The organism is Mycobacterium sp. P2_H7 (assembly GCF_056403275.1).
This window is the reverse complement of record NZ_JBFUFU010000018.1, coordinates 51326-69497: the sequence shown is the minus strand read 5'-3', so window position 1 is coordinate 69497 and position 18172 is coordinate 51326. Positions and strand designations below refer to the sequence as shown.

At 67.6% G+C, this 18172-nt stretch carries 17 protein-coding genes and 1 pseudogene; 8 read left to right on the top strand and 10 right to left on the bottom strand.

Annotation, left to right across the window (positions count from 1 at the left end; translation table 11 throughout):
• Positions 1-13: 13 nt before the first annotated feature.
• Entirely contained in the window at positions 14-520 is a 507-nt protein-coding gene (locus AC1DY7_RS25200; RefSeq protein ID WP_477496469.1) for a nitroreductase family deazaflavin-dependent oxidoreductase, read from the bottom strand.
• A 43-nt stretch (positions 521-563) separates the two neighbouring features.
• On the opposite strand from AC1DY7_RS25200, the gene AC1DY7_RS25195 reads away from it, so the two are divergent.
• Both AC1DY7_RS25195 and AC1DY7_RS25190 read left to right on the top strand, forming a co-directional pair.
• Entirely contained in the window at positions 564-1718 is a 1155-nt protein-coding gene (locus AC1DY7_RS25195) for an acyltransferase family protein (RefSeq protein ID WP_477496468.1), read from the top strand.
• A gap of 262 nt (positions 1719-1980) precedes the next feature.
• Positions 1981-5142, top strand: coding sequence for a PQQ-dependent sugar dehydrogenase (locus tag AC1DY7_RS25190; RefSeq protein ID WP_477496467.1), 3162 nt, complete (start codon positions 1981-1983; stop codon positions 5140-5142).
• Here AC1DY7_RS25190 and AC1DY7_RS25185 read toward each other — a convergent pair.
• Complete coding sequence (locus AC1DY7_RS25185; protein ID WP_477496485.1) at positions 5139-6020, bottom strand: LLM class flavin-dependent oxidoreductase; 882 nt, start codon at positions 6018-6020, stop codon at positions 5139-5141. The two genes, AC1DY7_RS25190 and AC1DY7_RS25185, sit on opposite strands and share 4 nt — an antisense overlap.
• Positions 6021-6074: 54 nt before the next feature.
• Here AC1DY7_RS25185 and AC1DY7_RS25180 point away from each other — a divergent pair, with 54 nt between their 5' ends.
• From AC1DY7_RS25180 to AC1DY7_RS25165, 4 genes are all read left to right on the top strand, one after another.
• A complete protein-coding gene (locus AC1DY7_RS25180) occupies positions 6075-6488 on the top strand; it encodes a VOC family protein (protein WP_477496466.1) in 414 nt (137 codons plus the stop codon).
• A 74-nt stretch (positions 6489-6562) separates the two neighbouring features.
• Positions 6563-7873 carry a sensor histidine kinase gene (locus tag AC1DY7_RS25175; protein ID WP_477496465.1) on the top strand — a complete coding sequence of 437 codons (1311 nt, stop codon included), beginning with the start codon at positions 6563-6565 and terminating at the stop codon, positions 7871-7873.
• Complete coding sequence (locus AC1DY7_RS25170; RefSeq protein ID WP_477496464.1) at positions 7861-8505, top strand: response regulator transcription factor; 645 nt, start codon at positions 7861-7863, stop codon at positions 8503-8505. The genes AC1DY7_RS25175 and AC1DY7_RS25170 overlap by 13 nt, the downstream gene beginning before the upstream one ends.
• A 27-nt stretch (positions 8506-8532) precedes the next feature.
• Positions 8533-9417, top strand: coding sequence for a DUF4097 family beta strand repeat-containing protein (locus AC1DY7_RS25165; RefSeq protein WP_477496463.1), 885 nt, complete (start codon positions 8533-8535; stop codon positions 9415-9417).
• Here the strand turns inward: AC1DY7_RS25165 and AC1DY7_RS25160 are convergent.
• Positions 9398-10414 (bottom strand): nitronate monooxygenase, encoded by a 1017-nt coding sequence (locus AC1DY7_RS25160; RefSeq protein WP_477496462.1) that lies wholly within the window; start codon positions 10412-10414, stop codon positions 9398-9400. The two genes, AC1DY7_RS25165 and AC1DY7_RS25160, sit on opposite strands and share 20 nt — an antisense overlap.
• A gap of 97 nt (positions 10415-10511) precedes the next feature.
• Between AC1DY7_RS25160 and AC1DY7_RS25155 the strand changes: the two genes are divergently transcribed.
• The gene (locus AC1DY7_RS25155) at positions 10512-10901 is read left to right on the top strand and encodes a VOC family protein (RefSeq protein ID WP_477496461.1); all 390 of its coding nucleotides are present in this window, start codon (positions 10512-10514) and stop codon (positions 10899-10901) included.
• Here AC1DY7_RS25155 and AC1DY7_RS25150 read toward each other — a convergent pair.
• The 4 genes and pseudogenes from AC1DY7_RS25150 to AC1DY7_RS25135 form a co-directional block, all read right to left on the bottom strand.
• Positions 10873-11405 (bottom strand): annotated as a pseudogene (locus tag AC1DY7_RS25150) (Rrf2 family transcriptional regulator). The gene AC1DY7_RS25155 and the pseudogene AC1DY7_RS25150 overlap by 29 nt on opposite strands.
• 26 nt (positions 11406-11431) lie before the next feature.
• Entirely contained in the window at positions 11432-12121 is a 690-nt protein-coding gene (locus AC1DY7_RS25145) for a pyridoxamine 5'-phosphate oxidase family protein (protein ID WP_477496460.1), read from the bottom strand.
• On the bottom strand, positions 12118-13038 hold the full coding sequence (locus AC1DY7_RS25140) for a TIGR03620 family F420-dependent LLM class oxidoreductase (protein WP_477496459.1): 921 nt from the start codon (positions 13036-13038) through the stop codon (positions 12118-12120). Before AC1DY7_RS25140 ends, AC1DY7_RS25145 begins: the two co-directional genes overlap by 4 nt.
• Before the next feature lie 78 nt (positions 13039-13116).
• Positions 13117-13713, bottom strand: a complete 597-nt coding sequence (locus AC1DY7_RS25135; RefSeq protein ID WP_477496458.1) for a cysteine hydrolase family protein — start codon at positions 13711-13713, stop codon at positions 13117-13119.
• A 58-nt stretch (positions 13714-13771) separates the two neighbouring features.
• On the opposite strand from AC1DY7_RS25135, the gene AC1DY7_RS25130 reads away from it, so the two are divergent.
• Positions 13772-14590 carry a mycofactocin-coupled SDR family oxidoreductase gene (locus AC1DY7_RS25130; protein ID WP_477496457.1) on the top strand — a complete coding sequence of 273 codons (819 nt, stop codon included), beginning with the start codon at positions 13772-13774 and terminating at the stop codon, positions 14588-14590.
• Here AC1DY7_RS25130 and AC1DY7_RS25125 read toward each other — a convergent pair.
• Genes AC1DY7_RS25125 through cysD form a run of 3 tightly spaced genes read right to left on the bottom strand, consistent with a single transcriptional unit; the run spans position 14587 to position 18100 of the window.
• Entirely contained in the window at positions 14587-15324 is a 738-nt protein-coding gene (locus AC1DY7_RS25125) for a 3'(2'),5'-bisphosphate nucleotidase CysQ (protein WP_477496456.1), read from the bottom strand. The genes AC1DY7_RS25130 and AC1DY7_RS25125 overlap by 4 nt on opposite strands.
• Positions 15321-17171, bottom strand: coding sequence for a sulfate adenylyltransferase subunit CysN (cysN, locus tag AC1DY7_RS25120; RefSeq protein ID WP_477496455.1), 1851 nt, complete (start codon positions 17169-17171; stop codon positions 15321-15323). The genes AC1DY7_RS25125 and cysN overlap by 4 nt, the downstream gene beginning before the upstream one ends.
• Entirely contained in the window at positions 17171-18100 is a 930-nt protein-coding gene (cysD, locus tag AC1DY7_RS25115) for a sulfate adenylyltransferase subunit CysD (protein ID WP_477496454.1), read from the bottom strand. The genes cysN and cysD overlap by 1 nt, the downstream gene beginning before the upstream one ends.
• Positions 18101-18172: the final 72 nt, after the last annotated feature.

Here is an 18172-nt window from a genome sequence, read left to right as displayed (position 1 = left end):
AGGCCCGACGGGGCTATTCCGGTCGCGGCGTGAGCCGGAACACCGCGATGTGCCGGCCCGACTCACCGACTTTCGCGCGGTAGTCGGCGTACCCGGCATAGGCCTTGATCGCGAGTGCGTACAACCGCTCGTACTCCTGCGGGTCCACGACCTCGGTGGCGACGAACTTCTCGTCACCGAACTCGCACTCGGGGTGCGCCTTGAGGTTGTGGAACCACTTCGGGTTCTTGCGACCGCCGAAGTTCGACGCGACCAAGATCGGATCTCCGTCGTCGTGGAAGTAGGCCAGCTGGTGCACCCGGGGTTCGTGCGTCTTGGCGCCGATCGACGCCAGGGGCGCCTGATCCACCGCACCCGCCAGGGCGGTGTAACTGCGGCCGGTCAGCCGGAAGAAATACGGGTCGATGTGGCGCGCGACGCGGCGCGCGAAGAACTGCCCGGGCGCAGAGCGCCCGAACGCCTCGGCCAGCTTGAAGACCGGTCCGTGCTTCTTGTTCGGGTCGGCGTAGGGCAGCGGCATGACGTACCAGTACCCCGAAAAATAGTTAGCTACACTTGAAGAAATGTCTGCCGGTCTGTCCACACCGCTGCGCGGGCCGGACACGTTGCCGGCCCGCGAGCCCGCGACCCGCCAGGCCTCCCTCACCGGACTCCGCGCGCTGGCCGCCCTGATGGTGGTCGGCACCCACGCCTCGTTCGCGACGGGTGCGCTGAATCTCGGTTATCTCGGTTCGCTGCTCGGACACCTGGACATCGGCGTGCCGATCTTCTTCACGCTGTCAGGCTTCCTGTTGTTCCGGCCGTACGTCCGGTGCGCGGCCACCGGCGCCCCGGCGCCGGGCTCGGGTCGCTACGCGCGGGCCCGGTTCTGGCGCATCATGCCGGGCTACGTGACGGCCGTGTTGTTCACCTTCGTGGTCTACCTCTACTTCACCCCGGGCCCGAATCCCGGCCAGACCTGGCTGGGATTGCTGCGCTACCTCACGCTGACCCAGATCTACGCCGACAACTTCCTGGTGACCTATCTGCATCCGGGGCTGTCGCAGATGTGGAGCCTGGCGGTGGAGGCCTCGTTCTATGCCGCGCTGCCCGTGCTGGCTCACGTACTCCTGCGGCGACGGTGGCGGCCCGGCGTGACACTGGCAGGCCTGGCCGTGCTCGCGGCCGTCGCGCCGTCCTGGCTGCTGCTGGTCCTGCACACCGACGTGCTGCCCAATTCGGCCGGCATGTGGCTGCCCGCACATCTCGCGCCGTTCGCGGCAGGCATGGCACTTGCGATGTTGCAGCAGAACGGGTTCCGGGTGCGTGCCGCGTTCACCCTGCCGGTGGCAGCGCTGGCCTATCTGGTCGCCGCCACGTCGATCGGGGTGGATCCGATCGCCAGGGCGCTGCTGTATGCGGTCATCGCGGTGATGGTGACGGCGCCACTGGCCCTGGGCGATACCGGCCGGTGGACGCGACTGCTCGGCAGCCGGCCGATGGTGTGGTTGGGGACCATCTCCTACGAGATTTTTCTGCTGCACGTGGTGCTGATGGCAATCATGATGCACCTGGTGCTGGGGTGGCAGCTTTTCACGGGCCCGACGCTGGTGCTCGTCGTCGCCACGCTGGCCGCCACCGTGCCGCTGGCGTGGCTGCTACGTGAGGCGACGACCGTCCGAAAACCGTTGAACGCCAACACCGGCCGGGGTCGCACGAGCGTCCGACCGAATCGTTGAGACCCGAAACATTCTCTCGGACACCAGGAATGCAGTTCGGGGCTTGACGGTCCCCGTCAGCAAACCGCCGACAACGGCTCTAGCTGCGTCGATCGCGGCTGAACGCGGCAGCCAGCACATCTTCGTGCCGCACCCAGGGCAACGTTCGGTTCTCCTCGGGTCTTCGGGCGTTTGCGCAAACCTGCACGGTCGTCATTTACCGGTGCCATAGTCTTCCGCAAAGCCTGTGGGTGGGCTTGAAGACTCCTGGGGGGGAACTGTGATGAGCACCTGTCACCGCACACGGACGGCTTCGACGACATCCTCGTCCGCCTACGCGAAGTACATCGGTCGCGTCGGCGCTTTGGCGGTAGCCGTGGGGGTCACCGGGGCCATGGCCACCACCCCGGGGATTGCATGGGCCGACGACGCCTCGACGGGTACGTCCACCTCCGGCACCACCACCGGCGGAGGTGCGGATTCCACGCCGGGCGCGACGACGGGCGGGACGGATCCGGCAGGCGGCGCGACCACTACCGCCACAACGACCGGAACCGGCACGACCGGAACCACCACCACCGGCTCAACAACCACCGGGACCACCACCGCAGGGACCACCACCAAAACCGGCTCGCAGAACGAGGCCGATCTCGGCGGCGGAGTCATCGTCCGTTCCTCCGGTGGCGGCGGCACCACCCGCACCGCGGATGAACCCGAGACCACACCCGAAGACAACCCGAAGGACATTTCCGAGAACATCGAAGAGAAAACCGAAACCCTCAGCAGCACAACAGATATCGACGACTCCAGGGACATCGACGTCGCCGAGGATGACCTGGGCGACGGCCAGGGAGATGCCGAGGAGCAGTCCGCCGGATCGACACCGGGCACCGCGGATCCCGCACCGGTCACCGACCACGACTCGGGCGGCTCCACCGCCACGGCACAACCCGACAAGAAGGACACCAAAGCCTCCCCGACGACCGCGAAGATCACCGTCAGGGCCGCCCCGAACGCGATGAACACGGCCACCCCGAACAGCGGCATGACATCGGCGGCGCAGGTGCTCAGTGCCGCCGCTATCGGTCAGACCGCCACCCCGCCGGCCACCGCCAACCCGATCACCTCGCTGATCGGTCAATTGCCGACGCCCAACGAGGTGTTCAAGCAAGTCAGGTCTTTCGTCACCGCGTGCGCGTGCACGGTGATCAACCAGGCCCTGAAACTGGTCACCGGCCTGGGCAAGACGATCTCCGGCCTGATGGCGTCGGGCGGGGGTGGCGGCACCGGCGATCCGGCGCAGACCCCCGTCATGTGGACGATGGTGGCGTGGGTGCGCCGCCAGATCGAGAGCGCCGTGAGTCTGTTCAACCGCACACCGATCGGCCAGTTCGTTCACGAAGTCACCACGTCGATCAGCGAAAAAGTCCGCGCGGCCATCGGCAATATCACGACGTCACCACTGGGTTACATGATCTCGTCACGGGTCGGCCAGTTTCTGCTGCAATGCAACGGAGTCGTCCCGCTGCCCGGCGATCTCGACCGCATCGGGCTGGTGGCCGGCCTGAACGAGCCCACCGACTTCGACTTCATCACCCACGTCGGGGACGACGGCAAGGAACACATCCATGCCATCGTCATCACCGAAAAGACCGGGGCCATCAAGATCTACGACCCCGAAGAGGGCACCCTCACGACACTGGAATCCCTACCGACCACCAACGCCAACGGCGAACGCGGGTTGGTGGGCATCGAGGTCGATCCGCAATTCAACGACCCGACCAAACCGGGCTATCACAAGATCTACGTCGCGTACACCAACGCCGACAATTACGACCAGCTGTCGCTGCTCACCGTCAACGACTCCCTGACCGCGGTGACCAACGAGCAGAAGCTGCTCGAATCCGATCAGTTGGGCAACGACTTCCACCACGGCGGAGAGCTTGAGTTCGACCCGACCGGCACCTATCTGTACTGGTCGGTGGGCAACAACGTCGTCAACGCCAACTCCCACGACCTGACCACGATTCACGGCAAGATCCTGCGGATGAACCGGGACGGTTCCGCGCCTGCGGACAACCCGTACTTCAACAACGACGATCCCGGCGTGGTCAAGCAGATCTACGCCATCGGTTTCCGTAACCCCTTCCGGTTCGGGTTCACCCCCGACGGCAAGCTGCTCTCCGGAGACGTCGGCCAGGCCACCTGGGAGGAACTCAACCTGGTCCGCGCCGGTGGCGACTACGGCTGGCCGGAGCAGGAAGGACCGTGCACCCCGAGCGGCTGCGGCGACACCCTTCCTCCGCTATGGGCGTACACGCACACCTTGCCGCCGGCCAACGTCGGCTCGATCACCTCGGTGCTCTACTACAACGGCACCGCGCTGCCTGCGGAATACCGGAATAAGGTCTTCGTCGCCGACTACTCGGCGGGCTGGATCAAGATGCTGACCTTCGACGACAAGTTCGAGAGCCTGATTGCCGAGCGCACCCTGGACAGCGCGGGGGGCACCACCGTGCAGATGAAGCAGGGCATCGACGGGAACATCTACCAGCTCAACATCTACCCCGGCGTGCTGAGCATCATCACCGCCTCGGGCGGCAACCAAGCGCCGACGGCCACGATCATCACCGACGAGACCAGCACCGCCGACGACGCGCTGACAGTGCACTTCGACGGGACCGCTTCCAGTGACCCGGATGGCCCGATCATGAAGTACGAGTGGAACTTCGGACTCGGAAGGACCTCGACCGAGGCCAAGCCGACCGTCGAGTTCCTCAACACCGGCACCACCTACACCGACTACACCGTGACGCTGACGGTCACCGATGAGGGCGGCAAGACCAGCACCACCACCCAACGGATCGTCGTGGGCAGTGTGCCGCCGACCATCGAGTTCGGCGACATCGTCGGGAAGTACGACGCGGGTGACACCATCACCTTCAGTGCGACCGCCGACGACCAGGAGGACGGGCCCCTGCCCGACAGCGCCTTCTCCTGGAAGGTGGTGTTCCACCACTCCACGCATACCCACCCGTTCGTCGACGACATCGAGGGCATGGACGGCAGCATCACCATTCCCACCAACGGCGACCAGCTGTCCAACACGTGGTACCGGATCGAGTTGACCGTCACCGACCAGAGTGGCCTCACGACGACGGAGTACAGGGACGTCCTCCCGAATCTGACGACCTTCAACGTCACCGCCAACAATCCGAACGCGACCTTCACCATCGACGGAGTGCCGCACACGGGGTCGTTCAGCGAGCAGACGGTGATCGGCGTACAACGGGTGCTCAGCGCACCCGCCACGCAACACACCGCCGCCGGTGAGTTGCTGTTCCTCGGCTGGGGAAGCGGCAGCGAGCGGACCATCACCATCAACGTGCCGGAGGACGACGCGGACTACACGGCGACCTTCGGGACAGTGCCCGCGCTCGTTTAGCCGAAGTCGCGCACCGCGTCGGCGACCCGGTGTAACTGACCGACATCCGACGACGTCGGGATGAGATGCACTTCGTCTGTGCCGATCTCGGCGAAACGGCGTAGCACCTCGATCAGTTCGTCCTCGCTGCCCGCCCAGCCGGTGGTGGGTGCCATCGCGTCGACGAACTCCACGGGAATCCAGTTCATGTAGCGGCGCAGGTGATGGTGCACCTGCGCGCGGGCGGACTCCTGATCGCCCAGCGCGAACCAGAACGAGGTGGCCAGGTGCGGCGCCGGCCGGCCCGCCTCGGCCCATGCGGTCCTGGCGACGTCGAAGAGTTCGTTCTGCTTGGCGACGTCGAGATCCAGGGTGGTACCGGCCAGCCCCGCGGCCCACGTCGCGGCGCTGCGCACGGTCTTGGGCCCGATGGTGCCGACCAGAAGTTCGGGGCCGCCGGGCTGCACCGGCGCCGGCCCGACGGGCAGCACCGAGTCGGTGACCTTCTCCGCATTCCAGACCCGTTTCATCACCGCGACCCGGTCCGCCATCTGACGCATGGTCTGGGTCGCCGGGTCGGCGCCCGCAGCCACGTAGTCCTCATGCCGGCCGCCGACACCGAGGCCGACGGTCAGCCGCCCGCCGCTGAGCATGTCGCCGGTCGCCAGGGCCTTGGCCAACAGCACCGAATCGTGAAGCTGCGGCACCACCACGGTGGTCACCAGGCGGACCCGGTCGGTCCACGCCGCCAACGCACCGAGCAGGGTCAGCGAGTCGGGGTTGCCGAACGCGACACGCTCACCCCAACACAGCGACGAAAATGGTCCCTCGTCGATGATGGTCGCCCACTGTCGGAGCAGCGCCGCATCCAGATCCGGTTCCATCACCGGCATCGTCATACCCACCTGCACGACGGGGATTCTGGCACGGGCGCCGGCTGCCACTATGGACTTATGGCGATCTCCACGACATCCATTGCGCACGTCCGGCTCACCGTCACCGACATCGAGCGCTCCCGGCAGTTCTACGAGGGTGTCTTCGGCTGGCCCGTTCTGGTCGAGTTGCCACCCGGCGCGGACGCCGCGACCAGGGCAGCGCTGGCATTTCTGTACGGCGGGGTGATCTACGACCTGGGCGGCACGCTGATCGGGTTGCGACCGGTCGGTGACGACGACTTCCACGAGGACCGCACCGGCCTGGACCACGTCGCCTTCCGGCTGGCGGACAGGGCCGCGCTCGACGCGGCGGCCGAGCACCTCGACAGCCTGGGCGTGGCGCACGGTCCCGTGAAGGACATCGGCCCGACCCACATCCTGGAGTTCCGCGACCCCGACAACATCGCGCTGGAACTCACCGCACCCAAGTGAGCGGGGGTTATCCCCCGCACGGTTCGGCGGAAAACGCGGTGTCGCCGGACGTCGCCGGTCCATAGGTTGGTCCCATGGTCGCAATCACGTCCAGCCCTGTCGCTGACATCGCCGACGACGCCGTGCCGGTGATCCCCAACCGGCGTCACCTCGGGGTGATCCCCACCGCCTCGATGGTCACCGGCGCCGCCCTGGCCGTCGTGTGGTTGTGGATCCCGTTGTCCATCTTGGTCATCGGCATCTCCTCCATCCCCTCGGTGATCGGCTTCGCGCTGTCCGCGGTGGTGTTCGTCTACCTGATGCGCGGGGTGGAACGGGTCGAGCGGGTGCGCAGTGAGGCGGTGTTCGGCCTGCGGATCGCGGTCCCGCCCCGCCCGATGTCGCCCTACACCGGTTTCCAGCGCTGGGCGCATCAACTGTGGCTGGACCTCAGCGGCAGCCGGTTCTGGAAGGGCGTCGGCCAGCATTACCTCCGGATGGTCTACGACCTGCTGGCGTGCGGGCTCGCGCTGGCACTGCTCGCCTTCGCTTTCCTGGCTCCCGCATTCGCCTCGGCGGTGCGGCGCAGCGACGGCGACTCCGGACTGTCCTTCCTGTCGCCGCCCCTGGCGTGGCTGCTGGCCGTCGTCGCACTGGCCGCCGCCGTCGCGCTGCTGGTGTTCGCTCCCGCGGTCGACGCGAAGATCGACCGCTGGCTGCTGGCCGCGTCCCCCACGGCGGCATTGCAGTATCAGGTGAGCGCGCTGGCCGACGCCCGCCAAGGCGCGGTGTCCTCGGCGCAGACCGAGCGTCATCGCATCGAACGGGACCTGCACGACAGCGTGCAGCCCCGACTGGTGTCGCTGGCCATGACCATCGGGCTGGCCCAGACCAAACTCGACTCCGACCCCGCCACGGCCAAGACACTCATCGGGGAGGCGCACGCCGACGCCATGAGCGCGCTGGCCGAACTACGCAACGTGGTGCGCGGGATCGCCCCGACCATCCTCACCGACCGCGGTCTGGATGCGGCGCTGTCGGCGGTGGTGCAGCGCACCCAGATTGCCGGCGTACCGACCACACTCGACGTTCATCTGCCCAGCCGACTGCCCGACGAGATCGAATCGGTCGCCTATTTCGTGGTTGCCGAGGCGCTGACGAATGTGGCCAAACATGCCCAGGCCGGGCAGGCGGTGGTGACGGTGCGCTACGACGAGGCCGGCAGGGTGCTGCAGGTGTCGGTATTCGACGACGGGCACGGCGGCGCCGCGATCGGCATCGACGAGGACGCCACCGGTCTGCGCGGCCTGACGGAACGGGTGCGGGCGGCCGGCGGCACCTTCAGCGTGTCCAGCCCCTCCACCGGACCCACCATCGTGACGGCGGTGCTGCCATGCGCATCGTGATCGCCGAGGATTCGGCGCTGCTGCGCGCCGGCATCGAACGCATCCTGGCCGACGCCGGACACCACGTCGTCGCCGGCGTGCCCGACGCCACCGGTCTGCTGCACATCGTCAACGAGCACCACCCGGATCTGGCCATCGTGGACGTCCGGATGCCGCCCACCTTCACCGACGAGGGCATCCGCGCCGCGGCCCTGCTCCGCTCGCAGAACCCGGAGTCGCCGGTGCTGGTGCTCTCGCACTACGTCGAGGAGCGCTACGCCGCCGACCTGATCGCTTCGGACACCAAAGGTTTCGGGTATCTGCTCAAAGACCGGGTGGCCGACGTGCCTGCTTTTCTCGATGCGGTCGAGGTAGTCGGTGGCGGCGGCACGGTGCTCGACCCGGAGGTGGTCTCGCAGATCCTCGCGCGGTCGCGGCGGCGCGTCGTGCTGGACGGGCTGACACCGCGCGAACGGGAGGTTCTGCAGTTGATGGCCGAGGGAAAGTCGAACTCGGCGATCAGCGCCGCCCTGCACGTCTCGGTCGGATCGGCCGAGAAGCACATCGCCTCGATCTTCGCCAAGTTGGCGCTACCCCCCGACGACAGTGAGAACCGCCGGGTGCTGGCCGTCCTGCGCTATCTCGAATCCTGAAATCACCTTCGCCGAAAGGGTTTTCCCGTGACCACCATCACCCCACCCGAGGCGCCCGCCGGGCCGCCCCCGCTGTCCGACGGCGGCCGCAACGTCATCCGCGTCCTGCTGGTCGCCACCGCCGTCGTCGTCATCGCCGGGGCGGTCGCCTCCCTCGCTGTGGTGGCCTGGGGGCTCAGCGCCTTCCGGGTGGTGACCGACCACCAGACGCTGCCCAGCGCCATCCGGTCGCTCACCCTGGACACCGCCAATTCACCTGTGGCCGTGCGCATCACCTCGGATCGCAATGCCACCGAGCCGCGCATCGACCTGCGGATGGTGGCGTCCAGCCGCAGCAACGATCAATACCTGCGGGTCACCGGTGACGCGAACGGAACGCAGGTCACCGTCGACGGTGCAGCCCGCGGGATGCTGGATTTCGGTGATCCGGGCGAGGTCACCATCACGCTGCCACCCGAGACGGGACGCAGGCTGGCGCTGACCGTCCGCCAGAACAGCGGCGTGCTGATCGCCCAGGCCGATCTGGACCAGCTGACGGCGAGCACCTCGGATGGTTCGGTGGTGCTGCGCGGCGCGGTCCGTCGCATCGAGGTGCGCGCCCAGGACGGGGATATCTCTGCACGGGAACCGATTTCGGTCGGCGAGTCGTTCGACGTCGCCACCACCGACGGTGATATCGAGGTGAGTTTCGCCGACGTCGCGCCCCGGCAGGTCGACGCGGTGACCCGCGACGGCGACATCGCGGTCTCGCTGCCCGCCCCCGGCCCCTATCTGGTGCATGCCCAGTCCGGTGGCTCGGCCACCGTCCGGGTGCCCGAGACCAGCGACACCGCCCGCGCAGCCGCGGTCATCGACGTGCGCTCCGATGACGGCGACGTGACCGTCGATGCGCTCAGGTCAGCGCGGCGATGATCTGCGCGGCCGGACCCGTGGTGATGCCGCGGAATCCGGTGCCCGCCCAGATGTTGGTGGCCTGCGGATCCGCGGCCTTCACCGATGCGGCACGTACCGGACTGGTCAGGTAGTGCACCTCCGGATATCCCAGCGGCGCCGGCGCGTCGTGCTCGTCGATGAACCGGTTGCGCAGTCCGCGTGCATAGCGACCGGAGAAGGCTTTGGTGACCACGGTTTCGGTGAACGCGGGGTTCTGCAGCGCGGCGCGGTGCACCGGGCTGCTGCCTGCCTCGTCAGCGAGCAGGAACGCGGTGCCCAGTTGCGCGCCGGCGGCACCGGCCGCCAGCACCCGGCCGACGTCCTCGGCGGTCATCAGGCCGCCGGCGGCCACCACCGGCACGCCCGTCGCCGCGAGCACCTCGGCCAGCAGCTCATCGAGGGGTTGGGCGGCCGGCCGGGCAGCGGGGTCGTAGGTGCCGCGGTGGCCGCCGGCGTCCGGGCCCTGTACCGCCAGGGCGTCGATGCCCCGGCTGACGGCATCCTGCGCCTCGGCGAGCGTGGTCACGGTGGCGACGGTCGTGATGCCTGCGGCGCGTAGCCGGGTCACCTCGCCGGCGCTGGGTGCACCGAACGTGAAGGACACCACCTCGGGGCGCAGGTCAAGGACGACGTCGAGTTTGGCGGCCCAGTCGTCGTCGTTGAATTTCGGCTCACCCAGATCCACCCCGTAGCGCTGCGCCTCGCCCGCCAGCTCCGTGATGTACCGGTCGATATCCCCCGGCTGTACCGCACTGGGCTGGGGCACAAAGAGATTCACTCCGACGGGCTGCGTGGTGAGGGCACGCGTCGCGGTGAGGCGTTGGGCGAACGCGTCGGCCGAAAGGTAGCCGGCGGCGACGAATCCGAGCCCGCCCGCTGCCGAGCCGGCGGCCGCGAGCTCCGGGGTGGACGGGCCGCCCGCCATCGGCGCCACCAGGATCGGGGCCCTCAGATCCGCCAGGGCGAACTCACCCATCACGCACCGCCTTCACATCGTTGTCAGAAGAACACATCCGGGCGCAGCGATCATCCCATCCTGGGCACATCGCGCGAACGGTGGTTGACTGGATGAAATGGCGATCACGTTCAACCACACCATCGTGGCGGCCGCCGACCGCGAGCAGTCGGCGACGTTCTTCACCGAGGTCTTCGGCCTCCCACCCGCCAGGGCATTCGGTCCGTTCCTGGCGGTCGAGCTCAATCACGGCGTCAGCCTGGACTTCGCGCAGCTGCCCGGCACCGCGGACATCCGGGCGCAGCACTACGCCTTTCTGGTGTCCGAGGAGGAATTCGACGACATCTACCGCCGAATCCTGCAGCGGGGCCTGCAGCACTGGGCGGATCCGCACGGGCAGCATCCCGGCGAGATCAACCACAACGACGGCGGTCGCGGCGTGTACTTCCAGGATCCGGCCGGGCACTATCTGGAGATTCTCACCCGGCCTTATGGTTCGGGAGGCTGAGTCGCGAGTGCCGCCCGGGATCGCCGTGCACGCTCAGGCGTGACCGCGTTCGGTCTCCTGCCCGAGGTAGTCACTGGCCAGGGTCGCGACCTGGGCGGGCAGTTCGCCGGTGGCCACATCGGCGAGGGTGGTCTGTTCCAGCACCGCGCGCATGCTGGCCCGCAGGGCCCGCCATACATCGGTGAGCGCCGCCGTCGGACCGGAGTACGGCAGATCGCCGAGGCCGATGTCACGCACGCTGGCCAGTGGCCCGTCGATGCACCGCAACACGTCGGCGATGCTGATCGACGCGGCCGGGCGGGCCAGCGCGTACCCGCCGTCACGGCCACGGTGACTGCGCACCAGCCGATCGGTGCGCAGGTCGGAGAGGATGTCGACGAGGAACTGGGCCGGGATGCCCTGCGCCTTGGCCAGGTCATCGGTCTTGACCAGCACACCCTCGTCCACGGTGGCCAGCTGCACCATGGCGCGCACGGCGTACTCCGCCTTCGCCGACATGCGCATACCGCGGATTCTGCCAGGCGCGCCCGTCAGCGCACGGGCGGCGCGACGTTGCGCACGGTGCCGGTCATGCCACGGACCGAGTCGGGCACCGCGATGGACGGATCACAATCCGGTGCCGTCTGCGGCGTCCCATAGGTGAGCGTCAGCGGAACCAGCCCCGCCCAGGCGCCGGATTCGACATCCGATTCGGGGTCTTCCGACCAGCCCGCGCTGACCTTCAGCGACCAGTTGTCCGGGCCGATCGGCATCCGCAGCACCAGGGTGGCACCCAGTTCCTTTCGGGTGCTGGGCCGAAGTTCGGCCACCCGACCGGGGATGAAGGTGTCCGTCAGCGCGTTCAGGTAGCCGATCTTGTCCGATTCCGGGATCACCCCGAACGCGCCGAACAACATCGCGCTGCGGTAGCGGAATGACGACTCGAATCCGCTGCGCGCGACCACGACTCCGTCCATGGTGGTCACCGACACCGCGGCGGGCGCCCCGTCCGCCAGCGCACGCAACCAGGGCGACCCGGTGGAACCGTGGATCACCAATTCGTCTGCCAGCCTGGCGAATCCGATCGGGAACGCGACGGGGTGCCCGTCGCGCACCAGTGCGACCGTGGCCAGCGGGATGCTGTCCAGCAGTTCGTACAGTCCCTCCCGCGAGGTGTCTTGCTTCTCGCGCAGCCGGGTGACGAGGGTGGACGGTTGGGTGGTCGGCGGCTCGGTGTTCACGTATTCAAGCTTCGCCGATGACGCGGTTCTTCGCCCGCCATTTTTGCGGACGGCGTGATACCCAGCTCCTGCGCGAGGACTTCATACGCGCGCAGCGCTGCGTCGTCGTATACCTGGAGCAACACCTCCGGCATGGCCGGGTGGGGTGCCGAACGGTCGCCGATCAGCTGTATCTGCACGTGATCGGCACCGGCCTCCAGGTGGGCGTGCAGTCCCCGCGCGATGTCCGCGGGGGTGCCGTGCACGGCGAGCGCGTCGATCAACCGGTCACTGCCGTCATCGGCCAGATCGTCGTCGGTAAACCCCAACCGGCGCAGGTTGTTCCGGTAATTGACCAAGCCGAGATACGGATGCCGGATTCGCGGCCGGGCAAGCGCCCGGACCCGGCGCGGGTCGACTTCGAGTACCACTTTCTGCTCGGGGGCCAAGATCTTGTGCGGCCCGAGTACTGCTCGGGCGCGGCGGGTGTGTTCGGCGGTGACGAGGTAGGGCACCGCTCCACCGGTGCGGTCGCGGGCCGTCTCCAGCATCTTGGGTCCCAGCGCGCGGCGCGATTCGGGCAGTCCATGCGCATCGAGCTCGTCGAGGAACTCGCCCAGCGCCGCCATCGGGGCGCCGTAACCAGCGGTCTGCTCCGGATGACCGACACCGACACCTACCAACAGCCGCTCGGGGAAGCTGCGCTCGATGCGACGAAAAGCTTCGGCCAGAATCGCCGCATCGCCGTTGTAGACGTTGTAGATACTGGTCCCGATCACCAGATGCTCGGTCGCCGCCAGCAGATCGTCGATGCCGTGCAGGTCGGCCGCAGGCCCGCCCAACCACAGCGCTGAGTATCCGAGACCTTCGATCGTCGCGGCCATCTCGGGTGTGGTCGCATAGGCCGGCTGCCAGATACCGTACGTCCCCAGTTCCATTGCGTGTCTCCCATTCGGTGGTGCCTACCACGTCATGGTGCCGCGACTTTTCTGGACTTACGAGTCCATTTTCAGAAATCAGCCCGCGATGCCGGCGGCGTTCGGCACCACCACCGCAAACAGGTCCTTGAGCGCCGCGAGACTCGCTGCCTGCACCGCGGAGGCCGGTACGACCGCCCCTTCGACCCCGGGCAGTGAGCGCGTCGCGGTCGCGGCGGCGACCACCGTCGGGGCGAACCCGAGGTTGAAAGCCCCACGGGCAGTGGAGTTCACGCACATGTGCGTCATGAAGCCGGCCAGGATCAGGTTAGTCGCTCCGACGGTCTTCAGTTCGTTCTCAAGATCGGTGTTCACGAACGAGTTCGGGTAGTTCTTCACGATCACTGGCTCGCCGCCGCGCGGGGCCACCGCGTCGGCGATGGCACCGGATTCGCCGGCGATGTCGTAGAGCGAGCCCGGACCGTCGTCGTGCTGGATGTGGATGACCGGAATCCGTGCGGTACGGGCGCGATCGAGCAGAACGGCCGTCTCCTCCAGCGCGGCCTGCACGCCGTCGAGTTCCATCACACCTTCGGTATAGGTGTTCTGGCAGTCGATGAGGATAAGGGTGGACTGCTTGAGCGGAGCCGGGGTGGCCGGCAGGCTGGCCAATTCGCGCAGAGTCGGTCGAGTCACGTGGTGCAGCCTAGTCAGGGCTCGATGAATCTCGCGGGCGATGGCAGTCTGTTCCGGTATGGGATTACTCGAAGGCAAGGTCGCGCTGATCACCGGCGGCGCCCGCGGCCAGGGCCGCGCACATGCCACGACGCTGGCTCGTGAGGGTGCGGACATCGTGTTGTGCGATATCGCGGGGCCGGTCGAGGACGTCGCGTATCCGCCTGCCACCGCAGCGGAATTGACGCAGACGCAGGAAAGTGTCGAGAGCCTCGGCCGTCGTTGTCTGGCGGCGACCGTCGACGTACGCGACCTCGCCGGGCTGCAGAAGCTGGCCGATCAGGCGGTCGAGACGTTCGGCGGGCTCGACATCGTCATCGCGAATGCGGGCATCGCGACCGGAGATGCGATCGCGACCATGTCCGAGCAGCGCTGGCGCACCATGATCGACGTCAATCTGACGGGCGTGTTCAACACCTTCCGGGCGACAGTGGGGCATCTGATCGAGCGGGGTGGGGGGCATCTGGTGGCGACGTCCTCGATCGTCGCGATGACGGGAGCACGCAACTCCGGCCACTACGCCGCCGCAAAGGCCGGGGTGGTGGCGCTGGTGAAGTCGCTGGCGTACGAGGTGGCCGAGCACCGCATCGTCGTGAACGCCGTGCTACCGGCAGGGGTGGACTCGCAGATGATCCAGCACGACGAGATCTACCGGATGATCCGGCCCGACCTCGACAATCCGGGGCGTGCCGACGCGGAAGAGGTGTTCGCGCAAGGCCGGCCGCGCCCGGGTCTGCTGGATCCGCAGGACGTCGCGAACGCCGTGCTGAGCATGGTGTCCGGGCAGGTGCGGGTGCGCTCCGGAGAATCGATCACGCTGGCCAACGGGATGGACTAGGACCGTGCCGCCGTGACGGCCAGCACCGCGTCGGCGAGCTCGGGACGGCAGACCACGAGATCGGGCAGCGACACATCGTCCTGGTTGTAGATCAGCGGCGAACCGTCGATCCGCGAGGTGAACAGACCGGCGGCGCGGGCCACCGCGACCGGGGCCGCCGAATCCCACTCGTACTGCCCGCCGGCGTGCACGTACACATCCGAGATGCCCTGCACGACGGACGCGACTTTGGCTCCGGCCGAACCCATTTCGACCAGGACGCCGCCGAGCGCATCTTTCACGGCAATCGCCACTGCCGGTGGCCGGGTGCGCGAGACCACGACGCGCGGTGCGCCGGGCGCGGCAGCCGGCGCGGCCACCGTCGGGGTGGCCAGCGTGACGCCTTGGGCAGGCAGGGCCACCGCTCCGGCCACCAACTCGCCGGCCTGCCACAGTGCGACGTGCACCGCCCAGTCCTCGCGGCCGAGTTCGGAGAACTCGCGGGTGCCGTCCAGGGGGTCGACGATCCACACCCGCTCCGCGGTGAGGCGGGCCTTGTCGTCGGCGCCTTCTTCGGACAACACCGCATCGGCGGGCCGGTACTCGGCCAGCGCGGCCATCAGAAAGTCGTGGGAGCGCTTGTCCCCCGCGGCCTTCCGATCCGCGGCATCCGCGTCGGCGAGTTCGGCGCGCACCTTCAGCAGCAGTTCGCCGGCCTCGGTGGCGAGCCGGCCCGCGAGTTCGTGATCCGTCATTCTCTGGTACCTAACAGGTCGATCACCTGTTGCGCCAGTTCGTCAGCGCTCTGGTCCGGCGTCAACCGCAGATCAGGGGTCTTCGGCCGCTGGTAGGGGCTGTCGATGCCGGTGAAGTGGGTGATTTCTCCACGGCGAGCTTTAGCGTAGAGACCCTTGGGATCGCGGCGTTCGCAGTCTTCCAGCGGCGTATCGCAGAACACCTCGTAGAAGTCGAAGCCTCGCTCGGCGTGCACCCTGCGAGCCAGTTCCCGGTGCGCCTCCAGCGGGCTGATCGCCGGGACCAGGACGATCTGTCCCGAGTCGGCGAGCAGCGTCGCGATGTGGGCCAGCCGGCGCAGGTTCTCGGCGCGGTCGTCCATCGAGAAACCCAGGTCGGCGTTCAGTCCGTGCCGCAGGTTGTCCCCGTCGAGCACGTAGGCGGGCCGGCCTGCGGCCAGCAGCTTCTGCTCGACAAGCATTGCCACCGAGGACTTTCCGGATCCGGACAGGCCGGTGAACCACACCGTCGAGCCCTTGGACAACCGGTCGGATGCACTCACCAGATTCTGGTGGCGCACCGCATTCGGGCTGGCGGCACGGTTGGCGGCGGGTTCGGTGTCGCGCACCATGCCCGCGGCGACGGTGCCGTTGTTGTCCGGGTCGATCAGGATGAACGACCCGGTGGCCGGGTTGCGCGAGTATTCGTCGAGCAGCAGCGGAACCTGAGTCCGCAGCGTGACGCGGCCGAGTTCGTTGAGCTTCAACGCCGTTGCGCTCTTGTCCCGGTGCAGCGTGTTGACGTCGAGCCGGTAGTCGAGCGCGGACACCCTGGCCCGAGTGGTACGGGTGGTGTGCTTGATGACGTAGTCGCGCCCGGGTTCCAGCGCCGCGCCGTCGGCCATCCAGCACACGGTGGCGTCGAATTCCTGGGTGACGTCTGGCTGATTGTTGGGCCGGGCGATCATGTCGCCGCGCGAGATGTCGATATCGTCGGCGAGGCTGATCGCCACCGCCATCGAGGCGAACGCCTCGTCCACCGGACCGGACGGGCCGTCAATCGCGGTGATACGGCTGGTCTTTCCGGCAGGCAGCACGATCACCTCATCGCCGGTGCGCATCACGCCGCCGGCGACGGTGCCCGCGTAACTGCGGTGATCCGCGTGCTCGCGGGTCTGCGGGCGGATGACGTACTGCACCGGGAAACGGACGTCGACCAGGTTGCGGTCACCGGCGACGTACACCTCTTCGAGGTGGTTCAGCAGCGCCGGGCCCTCATACCAGGGCGCCACATCGGATTTTGTGACCACGTTGTCGCCGTTGAGCGCCGACAGCGGGATGGTGGTCACGTCGTGGATGTCCAGCCGCGCGGCGAACTCGTGGAAGTCGTCGCGGATCTTGTTGAACCGCTCCTCATCCCAGTCCACCAGGTCCATCTTGTTGACGGCCAGCACGATGTGCTGGATGCCGAGCAGCGATGCCAGGAAGGCGTGCCGACGGGACTGCTCCAGCAGCCCGTGCCGGGCGTCGACCAGCACGATCACCAACTGCGCCGTCGACGCACCGGTGACCATGTTGCGGGTGTACTGCACGTGCCCGGGGGTGTCGGCGATGATGAATTTGCGCTTGGCCGTGGCGAAGTACCGGTAGGCGACGTCGATGGTGATGCCCTGCTCACGCTCGGCGCGCAGCCCGTCGGTCACCAAAGCCAGGTCGGTGTAGTCGTTTCCGCGTTCCTTGGACGTCCGCTCGACGGCGGCCAGCTGGTCCTCCATGACGGCCTTGGAGTCGAACAGCAGCCGGCCGATCAGTGTCGACTTGCCGTCGTCGACAGAGCCTGCGGTCGCGATGCGCAACAAAGTAGCCATCAGAAATACCCCTCGCGCTTGCGGTCTTCCATACCTGCTTCTGAAATCCGGTCGTCGGCGCGGGKCGCGCCGCGCTCGGTCAGCCGGGACACCGCGGTCTCGGCGATCACCTCAGATACGGTGCCCGCCAACGATTCGACGCAGCCGGTGCAGGTGACGTCGCCGACGGTGCGGAACCGCACGGTCTTCTCGATGATCGGCTCGTCCTTGCGGGGCTGCAGATACTTGTGCACCGCCAGCAGCATGCCGTCGCGCTCGAACACCTGACGCTGATGCGCGTAGTAGATGGACGGCAGCTTGATCTTCTCGGCCCCGATGTAGGACCAGATGTCGAATTCGGTCCAGTTCGAGATGGGGAAGGCGCGGATGTGCTCGCCCTTGTTGTGGCGACCGTTGTACAGGTTCCACAGCTCGGGCCGCTGCGCCTTCGGGTCCCACTGGCCGAATTCGTCGCGGAAACTGAACACCCGCTCCTTGGCGCGGGCCTTCTCCTCGTCGCGACGCGCACCGCCGAAGGCGGCGTCGAACTTGTTCTCCCGGATGGCCCGCAGAAGCGTGAAGGTCTGCATCGGATTGCGCGACGGGATCGTCTCGACGACGCGGCCGGCGTCGATATCGTCCTGCACCTTGGCGACGACGAGCCGCACCCCACTCTGGGCGACCAGTTCGTCGCGGACCTGGAGCACCTCGTCGAAGTTGTGCCCGGTGTCGACGTGCATGACCGGGAACGGCAGCCGGCCGGGCGCGAACGCCTTGACGGCCAGATGCAGCATGACGATGGAGTCCTTGCCACCGGAGAACAGCAGCACCGGCTTCTCGAACTCGGCGGCGACCTCGCGGATGATGTGGATTGCCTCGGCCTCCAGCGCGCGCAGGTGGCTCAGCTCGTAGCGGGCGGCGGCGGGGTCCAGCTCAGCGGGGGCATTCATCGCATCTCCATAAAGTTGGTAGAGATGACCAAGATTGCAGACATAACCCGGTATTAAACCGGGGCCACCCGG

Bases quoted from the DNA above. Each gene is read 5' to 3' on its own strand.
- AC1DY7_RS25185 (WP_477496485.1), bottom strand. From the start codon at position 6,020: ATGACGATGCCGGTGATGGAACCGGATCTGGATGCGGCGCTGCTCCGA.
- AC1DY7_RS25140 (WP_477496459.1), bottom strand. From the start codon at position 13,038: ATGGAACTGGGGACGTACGGTATCTGGCAGCCGGCCTATGCGACCACA.
- AC1DY7_RS25195 (WP_477496468.1), top strand. From the start codon at position 564: ATGTCTGCCGGTCTGTCCACACCGCTGCGCGGGCCGGACACGTTGCCG.
- AC1DY7_RS25190 (WP_477496467.1), top strand. From the start codon at position 1,981: ATGAGCACCTGTCACCGCACACGGACGGCTTCGACGACATCCTCGTCC.
- AC1DY7_RS25200 (WP_477496469.1), bottom strand. From the start codon at position 520: ATGCCGCTGCCCTACGCCGACCCGAACAAGAAGCACGGACCGGTCTTC.
- cysN (WP_477496455.1), bottom strand. From the start codon at position 17,171: ATGGCTACTTTGTTGCGCATCGCGACCGCAGGCTCTGTCGACGACGGC.
- AC1DY7_RS25160 (WP_477496462.1), bottom strand. From the start codon at position 10,414: ATGGGTGAGTTCGCCCTGGCGGATCTGAGGGCCCCGATCCTGGTGGCG.
- AC1DY7_RS25155 (WP_477496461.1), top strand. From the start codon at position 10,512: ATGGCGATCACGTTCAACCACACCATCGTGGCGGCCGCCGACCGCGAG.
- AC1DY7_RS25125 (WP_477496456.1), bottom strand. From the start codon at position 15,324: ATGACGGATCACGAACTCGCGGGCCGGCTCGCCACCGAGGCCGGCGAA.
- AC1DY7_RS25175 (WP_477496465.1), top strand. From the start codon at position 6,563: ATGGTCGCAATCACGTCCAGCCCTGTCGCTGACATCGCCGACGACGCC.
- AC1DY7_RS25180 (WP_477496466.1), top strand. From the start codon at position 6,075: ATGGCGATCTCCACGACATCCATTGCGCACGTCCGGCTCACCGTCACC.
- AC1DY7_RS25130 (WP_477496457.1), top strand. From the start codon at position 13,772: ATGGGATTACTCGAAGGCAAGGTCGCGCTGATCACCGGCGGCGCCCGC.
- AC1DY7_RS25170 (WP_477496464.1), top strand. From the start codon at position 7,861: ATGCGCATCGTGATCGCCGAGGATTCGGCGCTGCTGCGCGCCGGCATC.